Raw genomic sequence first — 16,123 nt, forward strand, 5'->3', positions numbered from 1 at the left:
AGTTCGCGCTATACAAACCGCAGCTTGCAAGCCCGACCGCAGCCGCGCGGACTTTACTCCCGGACACCGGTGCTGTACCCCTTGGGGCTGACGACGCGACCGTGGGGAACGAACCGCAACCACCTCACAAACCGCAGGCGCAGAGCCCTGACCGGACCACCCTATGGAACCGCGCCAGTTCCCCGAGGGAGCCAAGAGCCCCCGCCGGAGGCGCCGGGCTCTTCACCAGGGCTCTTGACCTTGATCTTGACTGTGATCTTGCCTGTGATCTTGCCTGTGATCTTGCCTGTGATCTCGCCGTTGATCTTGCTTGTGATCTTGCTTGTGATCTTGCTTGTGATCTGGTTCTTGATCTCGCCTGTGCCCTTATTCCGACTTGCCGGAGTGGAAGAGGCCTGAGGTGCGGCGGGGTCGTGAACACGAAAACCGGCAGCCGACAAGCACGCCCGCCGACCCGAACCCCGAACCGGCACAACCATGACCGAAGGCCGTAAAAATCGCCTTTCAACCCACACACCAACAGCAACCAGCCCCGAAAACTCCAACCTCCCAAAACACGAAGCACCCTCCGACGCCAAGCCCTCAGGGGTGAATGAACAGCCGCGCGAACATCGGGCCGAGCCACGGCTTGCGCCCGTACGCGATCATCCGTCCGGTCACGATCTGCCGCACCTGGGAGCTGCGGCCGCTCGCGGCGAGTACGAAGGCCACCGGGTCGACGGAGATGTGGCAGTCCGTGGGTCCGGGTGGCGGGTCGCGGTGTGTCTGGACCCGGGGGCCGTCGACGTCGACGCCGATGGTGACGCCGCCGCGGACGTGGATGCGGATCGCGGCGTGCATGGTGGCGGCGCGGGCGGGGTCGACGGTGCGGGGGATGGTGTCGAGGTAGGCCAGGGAGATGACCAGGCGGGCGATCGGGGGTGGGATCAGCCACTTCTGGCCGGTGGCGCGGGCCAGGTCCAGGGTGTGCAGGGCGGTCTCGCTCAGGAACAGGCCGGTGACCGCGGCCAGGGTCAGCGGCTCGTCGACGCCGAACCACGGGATGCTGCACGGTTCGCGGGGGTCGCGGTCGGCCAGCGCCGCGGCGAGGGTGGCCGCGCCGGCGCGGATCTGGGCCGGGGCCTGGAGGTAGGCGTCGGGCGCGGCCTGCGACAGCGTCGTGGCGTTCAGGACGGCGACGCGCTGTGCGAGGTCGGGGTGCTCCGGGACGAAGGTGTCCCAGTGGCCGACGTCCAGCTCCCCGGCCGCGGCGGCGGAGTAGGCGGTGCAGGCCAGGCCGAGGTGCACGGCGACGTCCGCCGCGTTCCAGCCCGGCAGCAGCGACACCGCCTTCGGGTTGCCGATCCCCTCGACCAGGCGCGCGGCCCGCTCCGCGAACTCCGGCACAGCCGCCCGGGCGGCGGCCAGGTCTTCGGCCAGGGTGGTGCGGCTGCGCGGCATGGGCTGCTCCCGGCTGCGGATCAGGACGCGTTGGACTGGGTGTCCGATAGGACAGCAGGCGGGAGCCGGGCGGTCAAGCTCTACGCGTCATGTCTACCTGTCACGAGCAGAGTCTCTACCCGTCACAAGCAGAGTCTTCCCCACCGTCTGCCGGGCTTCGATAGCCGCGTGCGCCTCGGCGGCGCGCTCCAGCGGGAGACGCTGGCCGATCACCGGACGCAGCGTCCCGTCGGCGGCGGCGCGCAGGGCCGACTCCGTCAGGCGGCGCATGTCCTCGGGGCCGGCGGTGGGCCGGATGATCGTGACGTCGCGGGCCCGGGCCTCGTCGTCGGCGATGACAGTCCAGTGGCCGCTGGCCAGGCCGTAGGTGAGGATGCGGCCGCCGGGTCGCAGCTGCTCGAAGGCGGTGCTGCCGGTGGCGCCGCCGACGCCGTCGAAGACGACGTCCACGCCGGCCTCCAGGTGCGCGGGCCAGGCCGGGTCGAGGTAGTCGATGGCCTGGTCGGCGCCGAGTCCGGTGGCCAGCTCCGTCTTGCGCGCGCCGCCGGCCAGGGCGATCACGGTGCCGCCGGCCGCCTTCGCGAGCTGGATCAGCAGCGTCCCGACCCCGCCGGCCGCCGCCTCGATCAGGACCCGGTCGCCGGGCTTGATCTTCGCGGCCTCGGTGAGGAGCGAGGCGGTGCGGCCGTCGGCGAGCACCGCCACCGCGGCGTCGAGGGCCAGGGCGTCGGGGACGCGGTAGAGGACGTCGGCGGCGACCAGCGCGGCCTCGGCGTAGCCGCCGGAGCCACCGGTCGAGCCGACCACGCGGGTGCCGACCAGCGCCGGGTCCACGCCCTCGCCGACCGCGCGGACCAGTCCCCCGACGCCGTTGCCGGGGATGGTCGGCAGGGACGGGCGGTAGGGGCCGTTGCCCGCACGGACTTGGGTCTCGACGAAGGTGATGTTGGCGTAGGCGACGTCGACCAGGACGGTCTCGGGCGCGGGGGTCGGATCCGGGGTGTCTTCGATGCGGAGTTGGGTCGGGGCGCCGAAGTCGCGTAGCCATACCGCTCGCATTTTGTGGCTCCTGGGGGTTCGGGTGGGTTGGGCCGATCCTTTCGCGGGAGCTCAGCCGGTGCCTCCGGCCGTGGCCCGGATCCGTATGAGACTTTCGTCCTAAGACCGGCGACAGACCTGCGACAGACCAGTGACAGCGGCTGATAGCAGCGCTAGCATGGGTCTATGGGCAATCAGCAGTTGAACGCGCGCGTCCCCGACGCGATCGCCGAAGCCGCCCGCGCCGCCGCCGCGGACGCCGGCGTGAACCTGGGCGAGTACCTGACCCGGCTGATCGACGCCGACACCCGCGGCCGCCGGGCCGTGTTCGACTCGGTCTTCGACCAGTTCGTCCAGGACGCGAAGGCCTCCGGCGCGTTCGACGACGACCTGCTGCCGGCCGCGTGAGCGGTGCTGAGCCCGCACCCAGCCATCCGATCGACATAGCCTGGCTGCTGGACGCCGTCCAGCGCCTCCCGGGGGACCCCGCGGTACTGGACTACGGGGCGCTGTTCGCCGCCCTGGCCCGCACCGAGGCCGTGGTACTGGGCCGCCGCGTGTATGAGAAGCCGCACCATCAGGCTGCTGCGTTGCTCCACCAACTGGCGCGCGTCCCGGCGCTGGAGAACGCGAACCGGCTCTTCGCCGCGGCGACGGCGGTGGCGTACCTGGCCGCGTGCGGGCTGCCGGTGCTGCCGGACATGCGGGAGGCGGCGCGGCTGGCCGGGGATGCGGCTGCGGGGAAACTGGACGTGGGGGCTATTTCCTGGGTGCTGCGGAATTGGACCAAGGAGCAGGAGTAGCTCTACAAGCAGGAGCAGCCCTACAACAGGAGTAGCCCTACAAAACCGGCAGGTATCGGTTCAGCTCGAACGGCGTCACCTGGTGCCGGTAGTCCAGCCACTCGGCGCGCTTGTTCCGCAGGAAGAAGTCGAAGACGTGCTCGCCCAGCGTCTCCGCGACCAGCTCGCTCTCCTCCATCCGCGAGATCGCCTCGGACAGTGACGACGGCAGCGTCTCGATGCCCAGGGCGCGGCGCTCGCCGTCGGTCAGGGTCCAGATGTTGTCCTCGGCGCCGGCGGGGAGTTCGTAGCCCTCCTCGACGCCCTTCAGCCCGGCCGACAGCATCACCGCGAAGGCCAGGTAGGGATTGCACGCCGAGTCCAGGGAACGCACCTCGACGCGGCTGGACTGGGACTTCGAGGGCTTGTACATCGGCACCCGGACAAGTGCGGAGCGGTTGTTGTGGCCCCAGCTGATGTAGCTGGGGGCCTCACCGCCGCTGAAGAGGCGCTTGTAGCTGTTGACGTACTGGTTGGTGACGGCGGTGAACTCGCTGGCGTGGTGCAGCAGGCCGGCGATGAAGCTGCGGCCGGTCTTGGACAGGCTGTATTCGGCGCCGGGTTCGTGGAAGGCGTTGCGGTCGCCCTCGAACAGCGACAGGTGGGTGTGCATGCCGCTGCCGGGGTGCTCGGCCAGCGGCTTGGGCATGAAAGAGGCGTAGACGTCCTGCTCCAGCGCCACCTCCTTCATCACGTGCCGGAACGTCATGATGTTGTCCGCCGTGGACAGGGCGTCGGCGTAGCGCAGGTCGATCTCCTGCTGGCCCGGGCCGCCCTCGTGGTGGCTGAACTCCACCGAGATGCCCATGGACTCCAGGTGGGTGATGGCCTGGCGGCGGAAGTCGTGGCCGATGCCGTGCGGGGTGAGGTCGAAGTAGCCGGAGTGGTCGACCGGCTCCGGGGCCTTGCCGGGCTTGGGCTGGCCCTCGAAGAGGTAGAACTCGATCTCGGGGTGGGTGTAGAAGGTGAAACCCCGTTCGGCGGCCTTGGCCAGGGTGCGCTTGAGCACCCAGCGCGGGTCGGCGTAGCTGGGGGCGCCGTCGGGCATCAGGATGTCGCAGAACATCCGCGCCGTGCCAGGCGACTCCGCGCGCCAGGGCAGGATCTGGAAGGTCGCGGGGTCGGGCTTGGCCAGCATGTCCGACTCCGCCACCCGGGCGAAGCCCTCGATCGACGAGCCGTCGAATCCGATGCCCTCGCTGAACGCCTGTTCAAGCTCCGCCGGGGCGATCGCCACCGATTTCAGGAAGCCCAGGACGTCGGTGAACCAGAGGCGCACGAAGCGGATGTCCCGCTCTTCGAGAGTGCGGAGTACGAACTCCTGCTGACGTTCCATGTGCACAGTATGAACGAGGTGAGTTTCCATGTGATTACGGCGTTGGAAAGTCGCGCGCGGGGCGTCGGCGCGGGGGGGCGTCACGGGACCGGTGCGCGGGACCGGTGCGGGCCCGCGTGACAGGCCCGCGCGAGCGGCCCCGGCGGCGATCCGCCAAAGTTCCCTCGATCCGGAGGCAACCTGATGACCCCGCAACATCGTTATTTACATCGGAGGGACCGCCATACCGACGCCGCGTCGACATGGCGGCTGGAGGCGTCCTCCGACGCTAGGCGGGTAAAGCGGGATATCTGTGGACCAACTCGGACAGGATCCGGTCACTGCGGGTGGCCACAAGGAAACCGGCGAAGATCTTTGCCGAAAATCTCTCCGGAACCCCTCGCCAAGCGTTGTTGAACGGAGAATAATCCTGCGAAGAGACCTCATCGTCCCCCCGTGCGATGGGGTCTCCCATCCCGAGGCCTCACCGTCCCCCCGTGCGGTGAGGCCTCGGACCTTTCCCGGGGCCGTCCCCGCTTAACGTCACCTCGACGAGAACGGGGTAGCGTAGGGCCATGGCTCCCGACACCGTCCCGTCCTCGCGGCTGCGCGTCTGTCTGGCGCAGCTCAACACCTCGGTCGGCGACATCGCGGGCAACTGCGACCGGATCGTGGAGTGGACCGGCTGGGCGGCCGAAGCCGGCGCCGACATCGTGGCGTTCCCGGAGATGGCCGTGGTCGGCTACCAGGTCGACGACCTGGCGTTGCGCCCCTCGTTCGTGGCCGCCTCGCAAGCGGCGCTGACCGGGCTGGCCGGGCGGCTGGCCGAGGCCGGGTACGGCGACGTCGTCGCGATCGTCGGCTACCTGGACGGCAGTGACCACGTGGAGCGCAGCACGGGCCGCCCGGCGGGCTCCCCGCAGGACGCGATGGCGGTGCTGCACCAGGGCCGGGTGATCGCCCGCTCGGCCAAGCACCACCTGCCGAACTACGGCGTGTTCGACGAGTTCCGCTACTTCGTGCCCGGCGACACCCTGCCGGTGGTGCGGGTCCGCGGGGTGGACGTGGCGATCGTGATCTGCGAGGACCTGTGGCAGGACGGCGGCCCGGTCAGCGCCGCCCGCGAGGCCGGGGCCGGCTTCCTGCTGGCGATCAACGCCTCGCCCTACGAGCTCGCCAAGGACGACGCGCGCCTGGCCCTGGTCCGGCGCCGGGCCGCCGAGGCCGGCTGCGCCCTGGCCTACGTCAACCAGGTCGGCGGCCAGGACGAGTTGGTCTTCGACGGCGACTCGGTGGTGGTGGACGCGGTCGGCGCGATCGTGGCGCGCGGCGGGCAGTTCACCGAGGAGTTGCTGACCTTCGACCTGGACCTGCCGATCGCCGAGGGCCTGCCGCCGACGGCTCCGCTGGCCGACGGCATCACCGTGGACCACGTCCTGGTCTCGGCCGAGCCGGCGGCGGGGCGCGCGCCGATCGACGGGGCGGCATCCGCCGAGACCTGCTCTGGCAACCGGCTGTCCGATAACGCCTCGATCTGGGGCGCGCTGGTCCTGGGCCTGCGCGACTACGTGCGCAAGAACGGCTTCCGCTCGGTGGTGATCGCCCTGTCCGGCGGCATCGACTCGGCGCTGAGCACCGCGATCGCCTGCGACGCGCTCGGCCCGGAGAACGTCTACTGCTACTCGATGCCCTCGAAGTACTCCTCGGAGCACTCCCGCGGCGACGCCGCCGAGATGGCCCGGCGCACCGGCGTGCACTTCGGAACCATCCCGATCGAGCCGATGGTCGAGGCGTTCCTGACCACCGTCGGCGCGGCGGCGACCCCGCTGACCGGCGTGGCCGAGGAGAACCTCCAGGCCCGGGTCCGCGGCACGGTGCTGATGGCGCTGTCCAACGAGGAAGGGCACCTGGTGCTGGCCAACGGCAACAAGAGCGAGCTGGCAGTCGGCTACTCGACCCTGTACGGGGACGCGGTCGGCGGCTACGCGCCCCTGAAGGACCTGTTCAAGGTGCGCATCTGGGAGCTGGCGCGCTGGCGCGACAAGGCGGCGGCCGAGCGCGGCGAGGTGCCGCCGATCCCGGAGAACTCCATCGAGAAGCCGCCGTCGGCCGAACTGCGGCCCGACCAGCTGGACACCGACTCGCTGGCGGACTACCCGGTCCTGGACCGGTTGCTGGACCTGTACGTCGAGCAGGACCGGGGCCGCGACGCGCTGATCGCGTCCGGCTTCGACGAGGCGCTGGTGGACCGGACGCTGCGGCTGGTGGACCTGGCCGAGTACAAGCGGCGCCAGTACCCGCCGGGCACGAAGATCACAGGCAAGGCCTTCGGCCGGGACCGGCGGCTGCCGATCACCAACGCCTGGCGGGAGTCTTCGTTGCGGGAGTCTTCGCTGCGGGAGACATCGCCACACGACCCATCGCCACACGAGCCCTCACCGCACGAGCCCGCACCACGGCAGTGAGGGGCGGGGTGAAAGACTGAATGCAAGGTTTCGTCGGGGTGAACGACAGTGCAGGAGGCTGAGATGATCCTGGTGACCGGAGCGAGCGGCACGCTGGGCCGCGTGCTCGTCCCGACGCTGACCCGGCGGGGCGCCGATGTAAGGGCCCTGAGTCGTAAACCACGGGGCGGCAACGGCCCCGGCGGCACCGGCTCGTTCGAGTGGGTGGTCGGCGACCTGGCCTCCGGCACCGGGCTGGACGAGGCCGTGGACGGGATCGACGTGATCGTGCACGCCGCCTCCAACACCCGCGGGCAGGGCCGGGGCGACGCGGACGCCGTCTGGCGCCTGCTGGAGGCCGCCAAGCGCGGCGGCCGGCGGCCGCACGTGGTCTACATCTCGATCGTCGGCGTGGACCGGATCCCGTTCGGCTACTACCAGATCAAGCACGAGGCCGAGCAGACCATCGAGGCCAGCGGGCTGCCGCACACGATCCAGCGCACCACGCAGTGGTTCCAGCTGCTCGACAAGTTCCTGACGCAGGCTGCCAAGTCGCCGGTGGTCCCGGTACCCGCCGCGCCCTTCCAGCCGCTGGACGCCGCCGAGGCGGCCACCCGGCTGGCGGACCTGGCCGGCGGCGAGCCGCTGGGGCACGCCGAGGACATGGGCGGCCCGGAGCTGCTGGACGCCAGCGAGATCGCGCAGGCGTATCTGCGGGTGACCGGGAAGCGGCGGGTGCTGGTGCCGTTCCGGCTGCCGGGCAAGGCCGGACGGGCGTTCCGGGCCGGGGCGCACACCAGCCCGGAGAACCAGCAGGGCAAGACCACTTGGGCCGAGTATCTGGCGGCTGAATACGGGGCCTGATCGGCAAGCACGCAGCAAGGTGGCCAAGTCCCGCAAGCACGCAGCAAAGCGGCCAAGTCCCGTACAGATGCAGCACCCGCTCCAGCGCGAGCCGGCGCGGTGGCGGTTGAATACGGGGCCTGATCCGCGGTCGGACGCGGTGCGAAGCGGATCCGGCCCCAGCGCAGCGCGCACAGGCCCGCAGCCGCCCCACACGCGCCCCGCACACCGCCGGCCCAGCCGCGGGGCTCAGCGCGCGGCGATCCCGGCCATCAGCGCGTCCACCAAAGCCCGCGTGAACCCCTGCGCCAGCGGCTCGCCGGGGTGCTCGGACTTCATCGTCAGCACGATCGGCGCGCTGATCATGCGCACGGTGAGCTCCACGTCCAAGTCGGCGCGCAGCTCGCCGGCGGCCATGCCGTGCCGCAGGATCACCCGCAGCTGCTCGCGCCGCGGCTCGATCGCCACCCGGTGGTAGTTCTGGAGCAGCTCCGGGTGCAGGGTCCCGGCGGCCATCACCGAGGAGAAGACCAGCCCGGCCAGGTCGTTGTGCATGACCTCGACCATGTTGTCCAGGTACTCCAGGATCCGGTCGCGGGTGGAGCGGTCATCGCTCAGGTTCGGCGGCGGGCACTCCTGCCACAGGGAGGCGACCGAGTCGACGACCAGGCTCTCCTTGTTCGGCCAGCGCCGGTAGACGGTCGCCTTGCCGACGCCGGCCCGGGTCGCGACCTGTTCCATGGACAGCGAGCCGTAGGGGACCCCTTCGCTGAGCAGGCCCAGCACCGCCTCGACGATGGCCCGCTCGGCCGCCTCGCTGCGCGGGCGGCCCGGCCGGCGGCGGCCGTCGGCGGGGCCCGCCGCGCAGGCCGGGTCGGCGCAGGCGCCGGCCACGTGCCCGGGATGGCGCTCGTCGGATCGTCGGCCGTCACGGATCATCGTCATAGCGCTCCATCATCTCCTCGATGCCGGGCCGAAGGGGGCAACCCGGGGAAACCGCGATTCGGTTCCCCCGGGCCGGGTGCCGCGGACGGTCCCGCTCAGGCGACTCCGGCGGCCTCGGCCGCGGCCGAGGCGTCGCTGCCGGAGTCCGAGCGCCGCGGGCCGGCCGGCGCCCCGGACGCCTTGCGCGGCAGCCAGGTCAGCGACACGATCGCGGCCAGGAAGGCGACGATCGCGGAGATCGTCACGGTCATGTGCATCGCGTGGATGAACGCGGCGTCAGCCTGCGGATAGAAGCGCGCCAGGGCCGGCAGGTGCTCGCCGGCGCCCTTGGTGGCCTGGATCGAGCCGTCGATGTCGTGCAGCGCCGAGGGGTTCGGGACCACCGTCTTCAGCGGGCCCTCCATGCGGCTGCGGTAGGCAGTGGTGAGCAGCGTGCCCAGCACCGCGACCCCCAGCGCGCCGCCGACCTGCCGCACCGTGTTGCTCACCGAGGAGCCCACGCCGGCCTTCTCCCGCGGCAGCGAGGTCATGATCGTCGTGGTCGCCGGCGGCATCACGTTCGCCATGCCCATGCCCTGTAGGAAGAAGATCAGCAGCAGCAGCCACGCCGCGGACGTCTGGTTCACGAACTGGTACATCAGGAACGTGACACCGATGGTCACCATGCCGAAGGTGGACACCGCGCGGGCGCCGAAGCGCTGCACCAGGCGCGCTGACAGCGGCGAGAAGATCAGCTGGGCCAACGCGAACGGCGTCAGGAACAGACCGGCCTTCAACGGGCTGTAGTTCAGGACCGACTGGAGGTAGAAGGACAGGAAGAACAGCACGCCCATCATCGCGAAGAAGGACAGGCCGACCAGCATCACCGAGGCCGAGAACGGCCGCGAGCTGCGGAACAGGCGCACGTCCAGCGCCGGGTGGTCGGTGCGCAGCTCCCAGTACACGAACAGCGCGCTGAGCACCACGCCGGCGGCCAGCGTCCCCCAGATCTGCGGGTTGGACCAGCCCAGGTCGCCGCCGCGGATGATGCCGTAGACGAACACCACGATGCCGGCCATCGACAGGAACACGCCCAGCGGGTCCAGCCGGCCCGGGTTCGGGTTCTTCGAGTCCGGCACCAGGAACGACATCGCGATCAGCGCGATGATGATGATCGGCACGTTGATCAGGAAGACCGAGCCCCACCAGAAGTGGTCCAGCAGCAGACCGCCGAGCACCGGGCCGATGGCCACGCCCAGGCCCACGCCGCCGGCCCAGATGCCGATCGCCTTCGGCTGCTCCTTGGGCTCGAAGACGTTGGCGATGATGGCCAGCGTGGCCGGCATGATCGCGGCACCGAAGAAGCCCATGGCGGCCCGGGTGACGATCAGCGCGCCGGGGCTGCCGGCGTAGGCGCACAGCACCGAGGCGATCCCGAACCCGACCATGCCGGCCATCAGGATCTTCTTGCGGCCGAACCGGTCGCCGACGATGCCGAAGGTGAACAGCAGGCCGGCGAAGACCAGCGTGTAGGAGTTGATCGCCCATTCCAGATCGGACTGCGAAGCCCCCAGGCCCGGCTGGTGCGGGTCGTTCTTGGGCTGCGAGATGATCTTGAGCGCGACGTTCAGGATCGTGTTGTCCAACACGACGACGAGCAAGCTGAAGATGAGTACGCCGAGGATCGCCCACCGGCGCCTCTGCAAAGTCTCCCGATCCATGTTCCCCTATTCCCCTCGATCGGTGTGGATCCGATACGAAACGGGACCGTATCGATTTCCTGCGGCGAGCGTACGCCGCGGAGTATCGACACGCAACCGTTCCGTATTAGATTCCGAGGGCCCGCTTCGGGAACGGGGCGCACTTCGGGAACGGGGGCGCCGCTCAGGCGCGAGCGTGGACGCCCATGCCGCCGGAGACGATGAGGTTGTCGCCGGTGATGTAGGACGCGGCGTCCGAGGCGAGGAAGGCCACCGCTTCGGCGATATCGGCGGGCGCCCCGACCCGGCCGAGCGGGACGTCGCGACCCCAGGCCTGAACCATGTCCGGGGAGACGCCGAGCTTGCCGTAGGCGGGGGTGTCGATCAGACCCGGGCTGACCGCGTTGACCCGGATGCGGCGCGGCGCGAGTTCCAGGGCCAGAGCCCGCATCAGCGGCAGCAACGCGCCCTTGGCGGCGGTCATGGCCGCCCCGAGCCCTTCGCCGGCGCCGACGGTGAACACCACCGAGGCACCCTCGTTGAGGAGCGGCAGCGCCTTCTGCACCGTGAAGAAGTGGCCCTTGACGTTGACGTCGAACAGGGCGTCGAAGGCCGCCTCGTCGGTGGACTCGATCTGGCCGGGACGGGATATGCCCGCATTGAGGAACAACAGGTCGAGGGAGCCGAACTCGCGACGGGCGAGGTCGATCGCGTGGTCGAGGTCGGGCAGGGAGCGGGCGTCGGCGCGGACCGCCAGGACGCCTTCGGGCAGTCCGGCGTCGGCGACCTCGTCGAGGCCGGTGACCAGGACGCGGTAGCCGCGGGAGTGCAGGAGTTCAGCGGTCGCCTTGCCGATGCCGCTGGTCCCGCCGGTGATCAGAGCTGCCGGCGTGGGTGTTGCTGGTGTGTGCATGATTGACAGCCTACGCCAGTCTGGCAGTCACTGCCAGGCTGGCAGCCGGCGCTAGTCTGGACCCATGACGACGTTGTGGGACCGGACGCGCCAGCTGGCCTCCCAGGAAATCCTGGCGACGGCGCTGCGCCTGTTCACCGAGCAGGGCTACGACGAGACGTCCATCGCCCAGATCGCGCGGGAAGCCGGCGTCTCGCAGCGCACCCTGTTCCGCTACTTCGGCGGCAAGGAAGACCTCCTCGGCGGCGGGCAGGAACGGTTCGGGCAGGTCCTCACGGACACGATCAGCACACAGCCCGCCGAGGCCGACGTGTGGGAGGTCCTGCGCGCCGCGATCGCCGCCGTCCTGGCCTTGCACGAGAGCCACGAAGAAGCCCTGAAACGGTTCCGGCTACTGCACAGAACGGCTTCGCTGCGGGCCGGTTGGCTCGAAAAGCGGCTGCGGTTCCAGGACGAGTTGCTGCCGCTCATCAAGGCCCGCATGGACAGCGCCGACGGCGCGGCGGAGCTTCGGGCCCGCGCGGTGATCGCGACCGCGTTCGCGTGCCTGGACGCCGCGACGATGGTCTGGGTCGACGACGACGGCGAAGGCGACGTCATGGACCTGTATGACGCGGGCTTGGCGGCCGTACGCGGCTGATGATGATCGTGGCGGCAGAAATACCCTGGCCGTGACGACCTGTGCCTGGAAAGGCTCTCCCTGAGATCAAGGAACGGAGAAGCCTGTGAAGCCGTCGCAAGTCGAGCGAGTCCGCAAATACCTGACGTCCGCCGGGGTGGAGGGCGAGGAGGTGCTGGCGGTCGCCACCGCTTATCCGGCCGGCCGGGTGTCGACGCTCACCAAAGGAATGAAGTCCGAGGTCACCGGGCTCGCGGTCGGGGGCGGGGTCGGCGCGCTGGCCGGGAAGAAGGCGGGCCGCGATCGGCAGAAGCAGCGGGTCGACGCCGCGCTGGACCGTTCGGCCGGGCCTGATCTGCCGGTGCGGGAGCGCAACGTGCTGGCCCTGACGACGGGGCGCCTGCTGGTCTTCTCGCTCGGCGGGCTGATCACTTCGCAGCCGAGGAAGTTGCAGTGGGACCTGCCGCTGGCCGAGATCGCGTGGGCGGCCAAGGGCGAGCTGACGACGGGAATGGCGATGGCGTTGCGGGTGGACGTCGGACTGGCCGGCGGCCGGGTGGCGCGCTTGGAGTTCCCGAGGGCCGCGGTCAAGGACGGCACGGCGTTGATCGACGAGCTCATTCGGCGGTTGCCTGAGCCGCCCGCGGAGCCGAGTTCGTGACGGCGCGTTCCACAACCGCGCGCATCACGGCGGTGCATTTCGCAACAGCGCGTTTCGCAACAGCGCGTTTCCCGGCGACGCTCTAGCGATACGTATCCGCCGACCCACCCGCGACCTGATCGATCAACGCCGTCAACCGATCGCGGAAGCCGACCTTGGGCCCGCCGGCCCGCCCCTTGCGTTCCTTGTCCCCGGCGGTAGAGGCGAGCAGGTGCTGCGCGGCGTCGAAGCCGGGGACAATGCCGTTCTCCGGCAGGAACAAAGCGTCGTGCGACAGCGTCAGCAACTCGCCCGAGGTTTGTTCGTCCTCTGCGAGAGTCAGGATGGCCGCACCGCGGCGCCGGGCGTCGTCGACGCGTTCCAGCAGCGGGACGCCGGGGTCGTCCGGGGCCACGATGAACACCGCTTCGCCTTTGCGCGCCTGCTCCAGCCGAGCCAGTGGAACCGACAGGTGCGGGGGCGCGCCGTCCGGTATCCGGTGCCGCACCAGGGTCGGCGCCAGCTGCGGCAGATCCGCGAGTCCGGCTTCGGTGTCCAGGTGCGCGGCGAGGTGCCACGGTTCTTCTTCCGGGGTGCCGACCAACAGCAGGCCACCGGGGCTGCGGGGGGCGCGGCGGAGGTTGCGGGCGAAACCGCGGCATTCGCCGAACCACGCGGTTCCGCTGACGAGTTCGCGGAGGAGGGTGGTCTGCGCGGAGTCCATGCCTTCATACTGCCGGTCCGGGCGCCCTCAGGACACCCGGACCGGATTAAGAGCGACCGAGGATTGGTGGCCGGGCGGGCTGAGCGACATTGGGAAACCAGCGTCGGAGCTCCGAGCCTGGCCGCACCGGTGCCTTGCGGCGCTGCGCTTGCAAGCCCATCGCCCACGACGCTCGTGCCAATTTGCGCGCAGGCGCGGGCCAGGTCGAGGGCGATGGTCCGGCACGCCCAGCCTCGTTCCCGCCGAGTTTTCCGTGCGCTGCGGCGGCTGCGCCGCCTCGCCAGACCGGCCACCAATCCTCGGTCGCTCTAAACCGTGCGCATCAGGGCTCAGTGATACGAGTGCGACTCGTCCGGATACGCGCCGTGCACGACGTCGCTGGCGAAGGCGCGGGCGGCGTCGCCGAGGACGGTGCGCATGTCGGCGTACTGCTTGACGAACTTCGGGACGCCGCCGGGGGTCAGGCCGGCCATGTCGGTCCAGACCAGGACCTGCGCGTCGGTGCCGGCCCCGGCGCCGATGCCGACGGTGGGGACGTCCAGTTCGGCCGAGACCCGGGCCGCCAGTTCGGCCGGGACCAGTTCCAGGACGATCGCGAAGGCGCCGGCGTGCTGGAGGGCCTTGGCGTCGGAGATCAGCTTCTCGGCCTCCTCATCGCCCCGGCCGGCTATCCGGTAGCCGCCCAGGACGTTCACCGACTGCGGGGTCAGGCCGATGTGCGCCATCACCGGCACGCCGGCCTGGACCAGCGCGTCCACCTGGGGCAGCACCCGGCGGCCGCCTTCGAGCTTGACGGCGCCGACGCCGGCTTCCTTCATGTAGCGGGCCGCGGTCTCCAGCGCCTGCTGGGGCGAGGCCTGGTAGGAGCCGAACGGCAGGTCGCCGATCACCATGGCGCGCTTGGTGCCGCGCACCACGGCGCCGGAGAGCATGACCAGCTGGTCCACGGTCACCGGGACCGTGTTCTCGTAACCGAGGTGGTTGTTGCCCGCCGAGTCCCCGACCAGCAGGACCGGGATCCCGGCCTCGTCGAAGACGCCGGCCGTGAGGGCGTCGTAGGCGGTGAGCATCGCCCACTTCTCGCCCTCGCGCTTGGCCTTGGCCAGGTCCCGGACGGTGACCCGGCGGCCCGTGCCGGTCCCGCCGTAGAGCGAGAGCTTCGGCTGGGCCGATGATTGCGATACCGCGGATTCCTGCGTGGCGCTGCTTTCAGCGGACATGCTGGTTTCTCCTTGAGAGACGACTCGAGGCGCCGAAACGGCGTACCCGGACGAGGCTGATCGTCTCACGACCAGCATCCCTTGTTAAGAGTGTGCGCGCATGCGCGCGATCACCAGGGAACCACCTCACGATCACCTCCGTGACGCCCGCCACACGGCCGGAAGCCGGCCGGAAGCCGACCGGAAAGTCGTTTGCCGGGCATGTGCGCGGGCCCGAACAATCGGCGCGTGACCGCAGATCCCCCGGAGTCCGACGGCGAGCCGCGCCGAGCCGGACCGGCCCGGCGCCGCTGGCGCGAATTGAGCGTGGACCTGACGCCGCTGCGGGTGTCCCGCGACTATCGGCTGCTCACCGCCTCCTCGGCGGTCTCCGGGTTCGGCTCGTTCCTGACCTTCGTCGCGGTTCCCTTCCAGATCAAGGCGCTCACCGGATCGGCGCTGGCGGTCGGGCTGCTCGGCGCGACCGAACTGGTGCCGCTGGTGGTGTGCGGGCTGTGGGGCGGGGCGCTGGCCGACGCCATGGACCGGCGCAAGCTCGTGGTGTCGACCGAGGCGGCCTGCGCGCTGTTGTCGGCGCTGCTGTTGCTGAACGCGTTGCTGCCGCGTCCGACGCTGTGGCCGATCTACGCGCTGACGGCCGCGTTCGCGGCGGCGAACGGTTTGCAGCGGCCGTCGCGCGAGGCGATCGTGCCGCGGGTCGTACCGCCGGACCTGATCGTGCCGGCCGGGGCGTTGCAGTGGCTGCTGGGGTCGTTCACGCAGATCGCCGGGCCGGCTTTGGGCGGCGTGCTGGTGGCCACCACCGGGCCCACCGTTTCGTATGCGACGGACGCGGCGACGTTCGTGGTCTCGTGCTGGTTCCTGGTGCGGCTCAAGCCTTCCCCGCAGCGGGAGGACGCCGAAGGGGCGAGCCTGAGCGGGATCGCGGCCGGCTGGCGTTACGCGCGCAGCCGGCAGGAGCTGATCGGGACGTATGTCGTCGACATCGCGGCGATGACCTTCGCCATGCCGACCGCGCTCTTCCCTTTCCTGGCCGACGATTTGCACGCCTCGTGGTCGCTGGGGCTCCTGTACGCGGCGCCCGCGGTCGGCTCCGCGCTGGTCTCGCTCACCAGCGGTTGGACGAAGCACGTCCACCGGCACGGCCTGGCGGTGATCTGGGCCGCCGGGGCGTGGGGCGCGGCGATCGCGTTGGTGGCGGCGACGCGGCAGGTGTGGTTCGTCTTGGTCTGTCTGGCGATAGCGGGTGCGGCGGACGCGGTCAGCGGGGTCTTCCGGATGTCGATCTGGAACCAGACCATTCCCGACGTTTTGCGCGGGCGGCTGGCCGGGATCGAGCTGTTGTCCTTCAATAGCGGGCCGATTCTGGGACAGGTGCGGGCCGGATCGATGGCCGCGTGGCGCGGTCCGGTGTTCTCGGTCGGATTCGGTGGCGCGGCCTGCGTCGGGGCGGTGGTGGGG

15 protein-coding genes are annotated in these 16,123 nt (G+C 70.5%); 7 read left to right on the forward strand and 8 right to left on the reverse strand.

Going from position 1 to position 16,123, the window contains the following annotated elements:
- Positions 1-582 precede the first annotated feature (582 nt).
- Together IZR01_RS40015 and IZR01_RS40020 are read right to left on the reverse strand one after the other, a co-directional pair.
- Positions 583-1,440 carry a maleylpyruvate isomerase family mycothiol-dependent enzyme gene (locus tag IZR01_RS40015; protein ID WP_194926891.1) on the reverse strand — a complete coding sequence of 286 codons (858 nt, stop codon included), beginning with the start codon at positions 1,438-1,440 and terminating at the stop codon, positions 583-585.
- Positions 1,441-1,533: 93 nt separating this feature from the next.
- Positions 1,534-2,499 carry a zinc-binding dehydrogenase gene (locus tag IZR01_RS40020; RefSeq protein ID WP_194926892.1) on the reverse strand — a complete coding sequence of 322 codons (966 nt, stop codon included), beginning with the start codon at positions 2,497-2,499 and terminating at the stop codon, positions 1,534-1,536.
- A gap of 165 nt (positions 2,500-2,664) precedes the next feature.
- Between IZR01_RS40020 and IZR01_RS40025 the strand changes: the two genes are divergently transcribed.
- Positions 2,665-2,886, forward strand: a complete 222-nt coding sequence (locus tag IZR01_RS40025; RefSeq protein WP_194898145.1) for a hypothetical protein — start codon at positions 2,665-2,667, stop codon at positions 2,884-2,886.
- Entirely contained in the window at positions 2,883-3,281 is a 399-nt protein-coding gene (locus IZR01_RS40030) for a fic family toxin-antitoxin system, toxin component (RefSeq protein ID WP_194898144.1), read from the forward strand. Before IZR01_RS40025 ends, IZR01_RS40030 begins: the two co-directional genes overlap by 4 nt.
- 37 nt (positions 3,282-3,318) lie before the next feature.
- Here the strand turns inward: IZR01_RS40030 and IZR01_RS40035 are convergent, their stop codons facing one another.
- A complete protein-coding gene (locus IZR01_RS40035) occupies positions 3,319-4,656 on the reverse strand; it encodes a glutamine synthetase family protein (RefSeq protein ID WP_194898143.1) in 1,338 nt (445 codons plus the stop codon).
- A 554-nt stretch (positions 4,657-5,210) separates the two neighbouring features.
- On the opposite strand from IZR01_RS40035, the gene IZR01_RS40040 reads away from it, so the two are divergent.
- Positions 5,211-7,100 (forward strand): NAD+ synthase, encoded by a 1,890-nt coding sequence (locus tag IZR01_RS40040; protein ID WP_194926893.1) that lies wholly within the window; start codon positions 5,211-5,213, stop codon positions 7,098-7,100.
- A gap of 63 nt (positions 7,101-7,163) precedes the next feature.
- On the forward strand, positions 7,164-7,943 hold the full coding sequence (locus IZR01_RS40045; protein ID WP_194898141.1) for an SDR family oxidoreductase: 780 nt from the start codon (positions 7,164-7,166) through the stop codon (positions 7,941-7,943).
- A gap of 228 nt (positions 7,944-8,171) precedes the next feature.
- On the opposite strand, the gene IZR01_RS40050 is transcribed toward IZR01_RS40045, so the two are convergent.
- The 3 genes from IZR01_RS40050 to IZR01_RS40060 form a co-directional block, all read right to left on the reverse strand.
- A complete protein-coding gene (locus tag IZR01_RS40050) occupies positions 8,172-8,867 on the reverse strand; it encodes a TetR/AcrR family transcriptional regulator (protein WP_194898140.1) in 696 nt (231 codons plus the stop codon).
- 95 nt (positions 8,868-8,962) lie between these two features.
- A complete protein-coding gene (locus IZR01_RS40055; protein WP_194898139.1) occupies positions 8,963-10,567 on the reverse strand; it encodes an MFS transporter in 1,605 nt (534 codons plus the stop codon).
- Between the two features lie 163 nt (positions 10,568-10,730).
- Positions 10,731-11,459 carry an SDR family NAD(P)-dependent oxidoreductase gene (locus IZR01_RS40060; RefSeq protein ID WP_194898138.1) on the reverse strand — a complete coding sequence of 243 codons (729 nt, stop codon included), beginning with the start codon at positions 11,457-11,459 and terminating at the stop codon, positions 10,731-10,733.
- A gap of 64 nt (positions 11,460-11,523) precedes the next feature.
- Here IZR01_RS40060 and IZR01_RS40065 point away from each other — a divergent pair, with 64 nt between their 5' ends.
- On the forward strand, positions 11,524-12,099 hold the full coding sequence (locus IZR01_RS40065; protein ID WP_194898137.1) for a TetR/AcrR family transcriptional regulator: 576 nt from the start codon (positions 11,524-11,526) through the stop codon (positions 12,097-12,099).
- 85 nt (positions 12,100-12,184) lie between these two features.
- Positions 12,185-12,739 (forward strand): hypothetical protein, encoded by a 555-nt coding sequence (locus IZR01_RS40070; RefSeq protein ID WP_194926894.1) that lies wholly within the window; start codon positions 12,185-12,187, stop codon positions 12,737-12,739.
- A gap of 82 nt (positions 12,740-12,821) precedes the next feature.
- Here IZR01_RS40070 and IZR01_RS40075 read toward each other — a convergent pair whose 3' ends face one another.
- Together IZR01_RS40075 and panB are read right to left on the reverse strand one after the other, a co-directional pair.
- A complete protein-coding gene (locus IZR01_RS40075) occupies positions 12,822-13,442 on the reverse strand; it encodes a hypothetical protein (RefSeq protein WP_194926895.1) in 621 nt (206 codons plus the stop codon).
- 329 nt (positions 13,443-13,771) lie between these two features.
- Complete coding sequence (gene panB, locus IZR01_RS40080) at positions 13,772-14,662, reverse strand: 3-methyl-2-oxobutanoate hydroxymethyltransferase (protein WP_194898134.1); 891 nt, start codon at positions 14,660-14,662, stop codon at positions 13,772-13,774.
- A 228-nt stretch (positions 14,663-14,890) separates the two neighbouring features.
- Between panB and IZR01_RS40085 the strand changes: the two genes are divergently transcribed.
- Positions 14,891-16,123: MFS transporter (locus IZR01_RS40085; RefSeq protein WP_323747238.1), on the forward strand; the 1,233-nt coding region annotated here is incomplete at its 3' end.

The organism is Catenulispora pinisilvae (assembly GCF_015356865.1).
Taxonomy (GTDB): Bacteria; Actinomycetota; Actinomycetes; order Streptomycetales; family Catenulisporaceae; genus Catenulispora; species Catenulispora pinisilvae.